Source organism: Sphingobacterium kyonggiense, assembly GCF_039536825.1.
GTDB classification, from domain to species: Bacteria; Bacteroidota; Bacteroidia; order Sphingobacteriales; family Sphingobacteriaceae; genus Sphingobacterium; species Sphingobacterium kyonggiense.
The window spans coordinates 260,037-272,676 of sequence record NZ_BAAAZI010000015.1 but is presented as its reverse complement, the minus strand read 5'-3'; the positions used below and the strand labels follow the sequence as shown (position 1 = coordinate 272,676).

General features: G+C 41.1%; 8 protein-coding genes. 5 read left to right on the top strand and 3 right to left on the bottom strand.

Annotated elements, in window-relative coordinates:
• The first annotated feature begins 69 nt into the window (after window positions 1-69).
• Window positions 70-210 carry a hypothetical protein gene (locus ABD676_RS17835; protein WP_344676032.1) on the top strand — a complete coding sequence of 47 codons (141 nt, stop codon included), beginning with the start codon at window positions 70-72 and terminating at the stop codon, window positions 208-210.
• A gap of 487 nt (window positions 211-697) precedes the next feature.
• Here the strand turns inward: ABD676_RS17835 and msrA are convergent, their stop codons facing one another.
• Both msrA and ABD676_RS17825 read right to left on the bottom strand, forming a co-directional pair.
• Window positions 698-1,213, bottom strand: coding sequence for a peptide-methionine (S)-S-oxide reductase MsrA (gene msrA / locus ABD676_RS17830; protein ID WP_344676031.1), 516 nt, complete (start codon window positions 1,211-1,213; stop codon window positions 698-700).
• A 45-nt stretch (window positions 1,214-1,258) separates the two neighbouring features.
• A complete protein-coding gene (locus ABD676_RS17825) occupies window positions 1,259-2,299 on the bottom strand; it encodes a glycosylasparaginase (protein WP_344676030.1) in 1,041 nt (346 codons plus the stop codon).
• A 172-nt stretch (window positions 2,300-2,471) separates the two neighbouring features.
• On the opposite strand from ABD676_RS17825, the gene ABD676_RS17820 reads away from it, so the two are divergent.
• The 4 genes from ABD676_RS17820 (at window position 2,472) to ABD676_RS17805 (ending at window position 9,813) form a co-directional block, all read left to right on the top strand.
• Entirely contained in the window at window positions 2,472-3,686 is a 1,215-nt protein-coding gene (locus ABD676_RS17820; protein WP_344676029.1) for a C40 family peptidase, read from the top strand.
• 5 nt (window positions 3,687-3,691) lie between these two features.
• Window positions 3,692-4,744 (top strand): dipeptide epimerase, encoded by a 1,053-nt coding sequence (locus ABD676_RS17815; protein WP_344676028.1) that lies wholly within the window; start codon window positions 3,692-3,694, stop codon window positions 4,742-4,744.
• A 401-nt stretch (window positions 4,745-5,145) separates the two neighbouring features.
• Entirely contained in the window at window positions 5,146-8,367 is a 3,222-nt protein-coding gene (locus tag ABD676_RS17810; protein ID WP_344676027.1) for a SusC/RagA family TonB-linked outer membrane protein, read from the top strand.
• Between the two features lie 12 nt (window positions 8,368-8,379).
• Window positions 8,380-9,813, top strand: a complete 1,434-nt coding sequence (locus tag ABD676_RS17805; RefSeq protein ID WP_344676026.1) for a SusD/RagB family nutrient-binding outer membrane lipoprotein — start codon at window positions 8,380-8,382, stop codon at window positions 9,811-9,813.
• Window positions 9,814-9,889: 76 nt separating this feature from the next.
• Here the strand turns inward: ABD676_RS17805 and ABD676_RS17800 are convergent, their stop codons facing one another.
• Window positions 9,890-12,622 carry a DNA gyrase/topoisomerase IV subunit A gene (locus tag ABD676_RS17800; protein WP_344676025.1) on the bottom strand — a complete coding sequence of 911 codons (2,733 nt, stop codon included), beginning with the start codon at window positions 12,620-12,622 and terminating at the stop codon, window positions 9,890-9,892.
• Window positions 12,623-12,640: the final 18 nt, after the last annotated feature.

The following is a 12,640-nucleotide window of genomic DNA, read 5'->3' as shown; positions in this document are numbered from 1 at the left end:
GTTTTTGGCCTTAAGGAAAGGATCAAAAACGTAAAATCAACATCTAGAAACAAATAATCAAGAAAAAGCTTGGAATACAACATAGAAGGGGCGATGCATGCATCGCCCGTTCAATACCTAACTTTATGTCTTTCCACCTTCCACCTTTACCTTAAAACAGGTGGTATTACCTATACAGTTTTGAGTTTCTTTATCTTCGATAAAGAATGACGTGGACTTGAGAGAGAGGAAACATAGACTCTTCGCGTTGTTCTGAGTGCTAAGTGCCAAATTTAATATCCCACTATTAGGTCTAAATTCACATCGAATATACATTCAGAACCTTAACTCTTAAAGACTTAACCCGCCACAGGTCTAACTACTAACTACTCCATACTAAATACTATAAAAAAGGGGATTCCTTCGATACTCTTTCGGATCTCCTTCGGATCTTGTTCGGAACTCCTTCGGATCTCGTTCGGTTCCGACCGAACGAGATCCGAACAAGATCCTTTTGAAATCCTAAGAAATTCCATTAGAGTCTCGAAGCAATATGGAGCTTGATGAAGGGATGATACGAAGGAAATATGGAGATTAGAAGGTCCATTATAATGGTTTGGCTAAGTAAGGGATCTTTTAAAAAATAAAAAGCCTAGTTTCTATTTTGGACGATAGAAACTAGGCTTTTGAATAATTATATTTTCAAATAGGAGGTTCCCTATTTTTGGTACATCTTCAAGAATTTCTGCAGTTTAGGGGCGATGACTACTTGGCAGAATTGATTTTGTGGATTTAGATTGAAATAGTCATGATGATATCCTTCCGCTTCCCAGAAAGTCACAGCAGGTTCTACTGCAGTTACTATAGGGCTGTCATATACTTTTGCTTCTTCTAAGGCCTGAATAAAGGCCTCTGTTTCCTGTTTTTGCTCTTCGCTATGGTAGAATACCACAGAGCGGTATTGAGTCCCTACGTCGGCTCCCTGACGGTTTAGTGTGGTCGGGTCATGCGTCTTGAAAAACACTTCCAATAAGTCTTGGAAAGTTACTTGTGTTTCATCGTAATAAATATCGATCACTTCCACATGTCCAGTCGCACCGGAGCAAACTTGCTCATAGGTTGGGTTTTCACGTTGTCCACCCATATAACCAGGAATCACCTTCTCTACGCCTTTAGTATGTTGAAAGATTACTTCTGTACACCAGAAGCAACCTCCACCGAATGTTGCTTTCATCTATTTTACTGTTCTTGTTTACTGCAAATTTACGAAGAAAAAATTTTAGCCTTTCTTCACTGGGTAATGGAATTTCCCTTTTTCGATAAGATCCTGTTTATCGGTATGACATACGGCAAAGGTAAATCCATCTTGAAGTGCATAAGAACCATATTGTCCATCTTTGTTCAAGGCTAGGAAACCTACTTGTATATCTTTGGCAATATCCGGCTTCTTTTTGACGATGCGCAAAACCGCCTCCTTACAGGCATCCTCCGGACTATAACCCTGACGCATAAGTTCGACTACTAGGAAACTCCCTACGGTACGAATAACCTCCTCACCAACGCCGGTAGATGTTGCTCCGCCTACCTCATTGTCCACATAAAGTCCAGCACCGATAATCGGGCTGTCACCAACACGACCATGCATTTTAAAAGCCATTCCACTGGTGGTACAGGCACCTGAAAGGTTGCCATTGGCATCCAGGGCAAGCATACCGATCGTATCGTGGTTATATTGGTTGCCAGGAAGTTTTTCCGTAGCAAATGATTTGTTTTCAATATTCATTACTGGCTTATAATTCTTCTCCTTAAGCCATTCTTTCCATGCTTTTTCAGACGATTCAATGAGCAGGTTTTCAGCTTTAAAGCCATTTTCCAAGGCGAATTGTTTAGCACCTTCACCAACTAGCATCACATGAGGCGTACGTTCCATAACCAAGCGTGCTACGGAGATGGGGTGGGCAATGTTTTCCATGGCAGCCACAGAACCACAATTCCCTAATTCATCCATGATACAGGCATCCAAAGTGACATGACCATCTCGATCCGGATAGCCACCTTTTCCAACTGTAGGATTGCTCAGGTCTGCTTCGGCTACTTTCACACCCTTCTCTACAGCATCCAAAGATCGACCGTTTTTACCCAAAATTTCCCAAGCTGCTTGATTTGCAGCTACACCAAAATCCCATGTAGAAATGACAATCGGTTTGCGGATAGGACCCTTGCTTGTATTCTTGTTGTCACAAGAAATAGCCGTGCTAAGTGCCGAGATGCTTGCCGCACCTACAATACTTTGTTTGATAAATTTTCGTCTTGAATGCATAGTATTTGCAATATTAGTAATAGATAACGCTTTTTCAAAAAGCCTAAGAATAGCTTGTGTGCGTGATTTTGCGTAATCTAATTTGAAAAACGGTAAAAAAATGCTTACTTGCGTGGGATAGCCAGCATCTTTATGCATCTTTACCTAATTTAGGACATTCAAAACAGTAAAAATGAACTTAAAAATTACCGCATTATTTTGTTTCATGCTAGGCATACAACAAGTTAGTCAGGCACAAACGGACTCCACACTGTATAAAAAAGTGGAAAAAATCGTTTCGGAAGCTAAGCAAAAATATGCACCCGATAAACGTACTAAAATTGTTGCATTGGTACAGGCAGATGCCAAGAATAATCAATATGTCATTGAATCGACCGAGGCTGAGGCAAGTCAATTCTTGATCAAACAATTGAAAGGTCTGAAAGCCAAGGTCAACATCAAAAATCTTCCCGACACATCGGTTTCAGATAAGATTTATGGTGTCATTAACCTGTCTGTTGCCAATATGCGTACGCAGCCTGGTAATGCTTCTGAAATGGCTACCCAATCCTTATTGGGAACTCAGGTGGATATATTGCAGAAAGATCGTGGAGAATATCGTGTGAGAACACCAGAAGGTTATATTTCTTATGTTCCAGCATCTTCTGTCGTTGCCATGAATAAGCAGGAAATTGCCGATTGGAAAGCCAATAAGAAATTGATTTATACCCAGGAATTTGGAAAGTCATATTCGCAGGCTGATCAGAAAAGCATGCGTGTTTCCGACTTGGTATATGGCGATATCTTAGCTTTAAAGGGGGAATCGGCAGCTTTTTATCAGGTAGAATACCCTGATAAACGTCAGGCATTTATTCCAAAAGAGGAAGCTTTGACCTTTGAACAATGGTTATCCTCTCGTGATTTGACCTCTGAAAATGTGTTGGCAAGTGCGAAAACCATGATGGGATTGCCTTATTTATGGGGAGGAACATCGGTAAAAGGAGTGGATTGTTCGGGTTTTACCAAGACCGCCTATTACATGAATGGGGTTGTTATACCTCGAGATGCTTCCCAGCAAGTGTTGGCAGGGGATAAGATTGATATCCTGGATAAGGATGGTCATTTTGATTCGGAGAAAGCATTAAAGAATTTGAAACCTGCAGATTTGTTGTTTTTTGCATCAGGTAAAAACAGCAATCCGAATGCGCGTGTTACGCACGTAGCCTTGTACATTGGCAACGGAGAATTTATACATGCGGCAGGTACCGTGCGTATTAATTCCATGTTGAAAAATGCGCAAAATTACGATGATTTCCAAACGAGAACCGTTGTTGCTGCACGTCGCTACATTGGAGCAAAAGATACACAGATTCAAGCTGTAAAAGATAACGCCTACTATAAAAAGTAATACCTATGAATAACGTGGAATGGCAAACAAAGCAAATGGGAAAATTTACCTTACGCTTTAGACCTTATACATTAGAATTACGCCATGTGTTTACCGTTGCTTCATTCAGTCGTTCGACAACACCTGTTGTTTTGACCGAACTAGAGTACGAAGGTGTGGTCGGCTATGGTGAAGCGAGTATGCCCCCTTACTTGGGTGAATCGCAAGAAAGTGTGATGAGCTTCTTAGCCAAGTTAGATTTATCTAATTTTCAATCGCCTTTTCAAACGCAGGAGATTCTGAGCTATGTTGATTCGGTTGATCAGAAGAATACAGCTGCAAAAGCAGCATTAGATATTGCATTACATGATTTGCTAGGCAAGTTGATGGGACAACCTTATTACAAAATCTGGGGCTTAAAACCGGATTTGATTCCACCGACCTCCTATACCATAGGGATTGATACAGAGGAGATGATTCGCAAGAAGGTTGAGGAAGCTGGTCAGTTCCAAATTCTAAAGGTAAAATTAGGTTTGGATACCGATAAGATGATTATTGATACCATTCGTTCTGTAACGGATGTTCCTTTGTGTGCTGATGTAAATCAGGGTTGGAAAAATAAGGAAGAGGCTTTGGAGATGGCGCATTGGCTAAAAGAGCGTAATGTTGTTTTCTTGGAGCAACCCATGCCGAAGGAGATGTTGGATGAAAATGCCTGGTTAACGGAGCGTTCACCAATCCCGACTATCGCCGATGAAGGATGTCAACGATTGGCAGATGTACCTGCCTTAAAAGGTGTGTATACTGGGATTAACATCAAATTGATGAAATGTACAGGAATGCGTGAAGCGAAGCAAATGGCTGAATTGGCTCGTGCATTGGATATGAAAGTGATGTTGGGTTGTATGACGGAAACATCTTGTGCGATATCCGCAGCAGCTCAATTAGCACCATTGGTGGATTGGGCAGATTTGGATGGTGCGCTATTAATCGGGAATGACCTTTATGACGGTATGTATGTAGAAAATGGAAAATGTTTTCTTCCTGACAGACCAGGAATTGGCGTGATCAAAAGATAATTTTTTTAAGGGAATAATTAATCATAGAAAAGCCTGTTTGTCAAGAGATGAACAGGCTTTTTTATGTTTAGATGCTGTTATATTTTTTGAAGGATAAAAAAGTAAAGGATTATAGGGTTTGACCCTTTTTTATTATGCGGATTTATGCTTGTTTCTTTAGAATGCTTCTAAATGGGATCGATAGCCGTATTTTTTCAATAAAATCCGAGATAGGTTATTCTTTAGATTAATTATTATTCAGAATATTTTATTCTAAATTTTATTTTATTTGCTAATCTTTAAGAAAGAAGGTTAAACCATTGGTATATTTTCTTTATAAAGTGCATTTTTTTGCGAATTTCTTACGGAGTTTCTCATGATTCCGTTATATTCGTTTAAATAAATAACCAATCAAGCTAAAGATGAAACTACCTACCATTATTTCCATTGCGGTAGCATCCGTTTGCTCGATGCAAATGTTGGCCGCACAACAACAATCGATAGCTGGAAAGATTACAAATGCCAAGGGGCAGCCCATAGTTGGTGCTTCGGTATTTGTGAAAGGAACTCAACAAGGGACCTCCAGCAATGAAAACGGACTATTTACGATCAATGCTTCCGCGAATAGTATATTAAGTATAAAAGCTTTAGGATATGCTACAAAAGAAGTATCCATAAGTGGTCGAACGAATTTACAGATTACCCTAGAAGATGCAGCGGGAACTGATATTGATGAGGTTGTAGTTACAGCCTTAGGCATACAGCGAAGTGAAAAATCCTTGGGTTATTCTACACAAAAGATCCAAGGGGATGACTTGACCTTTACCAAAGAAACCAATGTCCTTGGTGCTTTGGCAGGTAAGGTTGCTGGTGCACAAGTGACTGGCTCTTCAGGAGCGAGTTTGGGCGGTACCCAGAAGATCAAAATCAGAGGAATTAACTCGGTAACAGGTGGTGGTCAACCACTCATGGTTATCGATGGAACACCAATCTCCAATGCAAACTTCAGTTCCTCCTCTGGAAACGGAGTGGATTTAGGAAACGTGGGACAGGATATCAATCCGGAGGATATTGAATCCATTAACGTATTGAAAGGTCCTACAGCTTCTGCCTTATATGGTCTTCGTGGACAATATGGGGTAATTATGATTACCACCAAAAAAGGGAAAAGAGGACCTAAGACCGTGAATGTTGAAGTCAATTCAGCCACCTCTTTTGAGCAGGTAGGTAACTTCATGCCTTTGCAGAATACCTATGGTGTAGGAAATAACCAGACATTCTTGAAATTAGCTTCTGGCGAGTTTTATGTCAATGGTAATGATGAGTCTTGGGGTCCTAAAATGGATGGCACACCTGTCCGCATGTTTTATAGCTTCTATAAACAGGATGCAGATTATGGAAAAGCTACCCCTTTCTCACCTCAACCGAATAACATTAAAGATTTCTTCCAGACAGGGATGAATACGAATAATGGTGTAACCATCTCTGGAGGTTCGGAGAATTCTGCTGTTCGTTTCTCTTACAACAACACCTACATCAAAGGTACTTACCCAAATACCTTTTTGAAGCGGAATAACTTTGCACTAAACGGTTCATTGGATATCCTGGATAATTTAACCGCATCGGCTAATATTAATTACGCCAATAACAATGGTCAACGTCCGGTGATGGGATACCAAGGTTCCTTTACTGGTGCAACACAATGGTTTCAACGTAATATTGATATCAACCGTCTAAGAAACTACCAATATGCCGATGGTACCATCTTAAATTGGAATGTGAATCCTAACACCACCCAAGAGTTGATGTTGAATAATACGCCTTCAGATTGGAATAACCCATTCTTTGATGCATTTGAAAATGTCAATAAGGACAACCGTGACCGTGTTTTCGGAGATGTTGGATTGACTTATAAAGTACTTCCTTCCTTAAAACTTTCGGGTTTTATCCGTAAGGATATGTTCACACAAAATACCAATCGTCGATTGGCAGTTGGTGGACGTAATGAGTCTGGAGCTGGAACTTTCATGGGTAACTCGGGATATTCGGTTGGTAAATACCAAAATGATGAGACCAATTATGAATTCTTAGCTACTTATGATAAGGTATGGGATGATATTTCCTTAAATGCCAACCTGGGTGGAAATATTTACAACCGTAAATACGATTACCTTTCTCAAAGAACACAAGGTGGATTAAGTTCGCCGGCATTCTATAATATAGAGGCATCTATTGATAGACCTGTCAACTCTTCCTATCAGTTGAAAAAGCAGATTCGTTCCGTTTATGCGATGGCTTCCTTAGGCTATAAAGACACGTATTTCTTGGACGCATCCATCCGTCAGGATATTTCATCAACCTTGCCAAAGAATAATAATGCGTATTGGTACCCTTCGATTTCTGGATCTTTTGTGTTCAGTAATCTGTTAGGTCCATCTGCACTAAGCTTTGGTAAATTGAGAGCATCCTATGCGGTGGCAGGAGCAGACGTAGATCCATTTGACATCTTAATGAATTATAATGTAGGAAGCGTTTATGCGACAGATAATTTAACGGTAAATACCTTATCGATTCCGGATATCTTGAATAACCCATATTTAAGACCATCATTTGCGCACTCCTATGAGTTTGGTACGGATTTGAAATTCTTCAATAACCGTTTAGGAATTGATTTTACCTACTACAATCAACGTAATAAGGATCAGGTAATCAGTTTGTCTACTTCATCAGGAACTGGTTTCTCAAAAGCTACGGTAAATGCTGGGGATATTGAGAATAACGGTATTGAGCTTTCCTTAACCGCTACTCCAGTTAAGTCTGCGGATTTTGAATGGACAACCACCTTAAACGGTGCGCGCAACAACAGTAAGATTCACAAATTGATTGAAGGAATTGATTCGTACGAGTTGGATTACAATACCTATTCCAGCCAAACGGTTTATTTGTATGCGAATAAAAATCAGGCATTTGGTTCATTAGTAGGGCCAGGGTACAAGCGTGATGAAGCTACGGGTAAAATGTTATTGGATAATGCGAACTTACCGATTCAGGAGATGAACAAGAATTTTGGTTCGGTAATCCCTGATTTCACTGGTGGATTTATCAACAGCTTCCGTTACAAGAACTTGGATATTAATGCGATGATTGATTTCCAATCTGGAGGTCAATTTTTCAGTTGGTCTAAAATGTTAGCGGTGAAGTCTGGACAAGCAGAAGAGACTGCCGCAATCAATAGCAATGGTAAAAATGTTCGTGATCCATTGGCAGATGGTGGAGGTTATGAGATCAATGGTATTTCTCAAGCTACTGGCCAAGAGGTAACCGCATTTGTAGATGCACGTTCTTACTTCAGAAATAACATTGGAACACGTATTTATGAAGAGTGGTTATTCGATGCCTCTTATGTGAAATTGCGTGAAGTAAGCTTAGGATATACCTTTAATCAGAACCAATTGGGTACTTCGCCATTCAAATCTATCCGTGTTGCTCTAATTGCACGTAATCCATGGATGATTTGGCAAAAGGCTCCGAAAGGATTGGATCCATCGGAATTGTCAGCAGGTAGTGCGTCCATTAGCTGGATTGAGAAGGGTGAGCTACAGACAGTTCGTTCGTATGGATTTAATTTAAGTGTTAAATTTTAAGCCTCGGAAATCATGAAAAAGCAATTTTTAAAATATATATTATTAGCCCTAACACCCCTAGCGGTGGTTTCTTGTACCAAATTTGACGATTCTTATTACGAGAATCCAAATAAACCAAGTAAGGCTTCGGGAACACAGTTAATCGCGAATGCAGAGTTCTTTCTGCCGAGTTTAAGTTCCAGTGCTTATGGGGTGCATTATCCGCAATACTTGAGTTTAACAACCTATACGGATAATACGCGTTTTACAACACAGAACTTCGACTTTGAGACCTGGTATGTAGGTCCCTTAATGAACTTGGAAGAAGTGTTGACCAAGCAAGACGGATTAAGTGCAAACGAAGGGCCTATCGCCAATCAAGTAGCGGTTGCCAAGATTTTGAAAGCATTCTTTATGTGGAATGTGACAGATAGATGGGGAGATGTGCCGTATACAGATGCCTTCAAAGGAACGGATTTACCAAATCCGAAATATGATAAGCAAGCGGATATCTATAAAGCTTTATTCAAGTTGCTTGATGAAGCGAATGCTGAGATTGTCTTGACCAATGGAACCATTAAAAACGATATCGTTTTCAAAGGTGATATGGCTAAATGGAAGAAATTAGGAAACAGTATCCACATGCTGATGGCATTGCGCTTGTCTAAAGTCGATGCGAACCTGGGGAAGGCGGAGTTTACCAAAGCTTTGGCGAATGGTGAAATGACCGCGAATACAGATAACCTAGCTTATCCACATTTGGCACAAGCAGCGCATCAAAACTTCTGGTATAATTCCTTCACGGCATTAGGTCGTAAATGGTATGCTCTATCGGAGGCATTGGTGAATTTAATGTTGCCAAATGATGATCCACGTTTAGCGGTTTATGGCGATAAAAATGCTGCAGGAGACTACGCAGGTCTTACCTTTGGTAAGGCTGTTCCAAATCCGGATGTTGATATTCCTAAGGTTTCCTTATTAGGAGCGAATATTAGAAAGCAAGATTCGCCGGTACCTTTAGTGACTTATGCACAGCTTTTATTTGCAAAAGCAGAAGCTGCTAAATTAGGATGGATAGCCGGCGGAGATGCGCAAGCGAAAACTTTCTACGATGAGGGTATTAAGCAGTCCATTAAACAATGGACAGGATCTGATGCTACAGCAGCTGCCTACCTACTAAATGCCAATGTTGTATACAATCCGGCTAAGGGTTTTGAGCAAATTGCTACCCAGCGTTATATTCATGTTTTCCCTTACGGCTATGAGGGTTGGGCAGAATGGCGTAGAACGGGCTATCCGGCACTATCGGTTGCTGCCGATATCAATGGTGGTAAATTACCAAGACGTGATGGTTATCCAACTAGTGAAGCTGCAAACAACAAAGCAAATTATGAAGCTGCGGTTGCAGGATTTCCGTATGGTGGAGCCGATGACTTGAATAGTCGAGTATGGTGGGATAAACCTTAAACCCCATACAAGCATATAAAAAAGCAGCTATCCTGTATTCGGGATAGCTGCTTTTTTTATGGAGTATTGTTTCGAATTATTCGTCTTCAGGGTCTTTTGCTCCGCCAAATAGATCCAATTGGATATCATCTGGATTGGTGATTTCAAAAGAGATGTCTTCTGAAGATGCTGCCGGTTTTTCCGCCTTCAGCGTAGTTTTAGCGGCACTTTCTGTGCTTGCTTTTTCCTCTACAGCAGTTTCAGGGCTTTCTACTTCCGTAACTGGTTTGCTTTCTTCCACGGTTTGAGAGAGATCTTTCTCCTCGCTCAGAAGCTTGATTTTCTTAACGGTGTGGAAAGATAATCGGTTGCCTTGAGCCTTCATACCTTTGACATCTACAATCTCTGTAAGCTGCTGTTCCAAGCTTTCTGGGGTTTGCGACTTGCCTTTTAGAAGATCCAGTTGAACGACTGGTTCATCGTTATTGGTCAAGAAGATTAATTTGCTTTCCTCCGCAATAAAGCGACCTCGTTTGCCTACTTGAGTGTCATCGAAGTTGAATCTTTTCACATAATAGGTGCCAGTCTTGGTATCTTGGTGGATTGCTGTATAGACTTGCTCTGGAATGAACTTCTCTAAGCGAACCATCTTCTCGTCAAAGTGGTTGTTTAAATCAAAATTGCACAGTTCATAGGATCCATCAGCAAGTGTCATTAGGATCTTATCGTCTCCATCAAATTCACCTAAGAATTTACCGCGATCATCGGCGTTAAGACGTTTTAAGATATCGTCATACCAAATCTTACGACCTGCCAAGGTGGAAATACCCGCACTCTTGAAAGCGATTTTCTTCACTGGGTATTTGCTTACAATATTACCCTGTGATGCACGACCTTTGATGGCTACTTCGGCAAAGTCTAAATCAAAGGTAAGCTTACGCAGTTTGGTATGGGGTTTCAACTGCACATTGACAATTTCTGCCTCACCATTAGAATTAGCTGTAAAGTATAAGATTTTGGTTCCCTTACTTCCTTTACCAATATCGTAATCTTTATCTCTGGTAACACCTGTTACAGCAAAGCGCTTGATGTAGGAAGTACCGGTAGCACCATCCTTGTAGATGGCGTTATAGATGGTTCTTTCATCGCCTTTTTTGAATACCGCAACATGGATAATATCCTTGCCGACAAATACCTTGTCTTGGATTTTTACCACATTGTATTTACCGTCGCTGCGGAAAACAATGATATCATCAATATCAGAACAGTCGCCAACCAACTCGTCTTTCTTCATGTTGGTACCGATAAAGCCTTCCTCACGGTTCACGTAGAGTTTTGCATTGGCTAAGGCTACTTGGGTAGCTTCAACCTTATCGAAGATGCGTAATTCGGTTTTACGCTCGCGACCTTTGCTGTATTTGGAGCGGATGTGCTCAAACCATTTGATCGCATATTCCGTTAGATTACGAAGGTTCTTCTTGACTTCCTTGATTTCTTCCTCTAGCGCACGCATCTGTTCATCTGCTTTCTTCACGTCAAAACGGGTGATGCTACTCATTGGTTTATCAATAAGTCGTTTGTAGTCTTCAGGCGTAATAGCGCGGTAGAATTGATCGAAGAATGGCTCGAATAATTTATCCAATACCACAACTACCGTATCAAAATCACCGGAATTCTCGTAGTCCTTATGCTTATACATCCCTTCTTGGATGAAGATTTTCAATAAGGTACTGAAGAATATTTTTTCTTGAAGCTCATTCAGGCGGATTTCCAACTCCAGTTTAAGAAGACTTTTGGTCTGCTTGGTGTTTTCGATTAAGACATCATTGACACTCATGAAGAGAGGTTTGTTGTTCTTAATCACACAGGTGTTTGGGGAGATGGACGTTTCACATCCGGTGAATGCATATAGGGCATCGATGGTCACATCTGGAGAGATTCCCGGAGCTAAGTGCACGAGGATTTCTACAAATTCTGCCGTGTTATCTTCAATTTTCTTGATTTTAATCTTTCCCTTTTCATTCGCAGTAACGATAGAGTCGATTAAGCTGCCTGTAGTTGTTCCAAAAGGGATTTCCGTAATGGCGAGTGTCTTCTTGTCGCGTTCTTCAATTTTAGCACGAACGCGTATTTTACCTCCGCGCATTCCTTCGTTATATGCAGACACATCGGCCATTCCTCCGGTAGGGAAGTCAGGATAGATGCTTGGGCGTTCGCCTTGAAGGACTTGTATGGAACCATCGATTAGCTCGATAAAGTTATGCGGCATAATCTTGGTTGCCAATCCGACAGCAATACCTTCAGCCCCCTGTGCTAGCAATAAAGGGAATTTTACTGGAAGGGTGATGGGCTCTTTATTACGGCCATCGTAACTCAATTGCCATTCGGTAGTATCGGGGTTGAAAACGACCTCATTGGCAAATTTGGACAATCTACCCTCGATATAACGGGCTGCCGCTGCGGAGTCTCCCGTAATAGGGTCTCCCCAGTTTCCTTGACAGTCAATTAGGAGGTCCTTCTGTCCTAGCTGTACCATGGCGTCTCCAATGGAAGCATCCCCATGGGGGTGATACTTCATGGTGTTTCCAATGACGTTGGCTGCTTTATTGAATCGGCCGTCGTCCATTTCCTTCAAGGAATGCAATATCCGGCGCTGTACGGGCTTGAAGCCATCATTGATATGTGGAACAGCACGATCCAAGATCACGTAAGACGCGTAATCTAAAAACCAATTCTCATATAACCCGGAAAGGGGAATGGTATTGCTTTGCTGATCTTGGGATGGTAATTGTTCGTTGTTATCGTCGATGTTGTTGATGTCGTCGCTCATGTACTATTTCATCTATTT

Coding starts and splice junctions, on each gene's coding strand:
- msrA (WP_344676031.1), bottom strand. CDS start 1,213: ATGAAAGCAACATTCGGTGGAGGTTGCTTCTGGTGTACAGAAGTAATC.
- ABD676_RS17825 (WP_344676030.1), bottom strand. CDS start 2,299: ATGCATTCAAGACGAAAATTTATCAAACAAAGTATTGTAGGTGCGGCA.
- ABD676_RS17820 (WP_344676029.1), top strand. CDS start 2,472: ATGAACTTAAAAATTACCGCATTATTTTGTTTCATGCTAGGCATACAA.
- ABD676_RS17815 (WP_344676028.1), top strand. CDS start 3,692: ATGAATAACGTGGAATGGCAAACAAAGCAAATGGGAAAATTTACCTTA.
- ABD676_RS17810 (WP_344676027.1), top strand. CDS start 5,146: ATGAAACTACCTACCATTATTTCCATTGCGGTAGCATCCGTTTGCTCG.
- ABD676_RS17805 (WP_344676026.1), top strand. CDS start 8,380: ATGAAAAAGCAATTTTTAAAATATATATTATTAGCCCTAACACCCCTA.
- ABD676_RS17800 (WP_344676025.1), bottom strand. CDS start 12,622: ATGAGCGACGACATCAACAACATCGACGATAACAACGAACAATTACCA.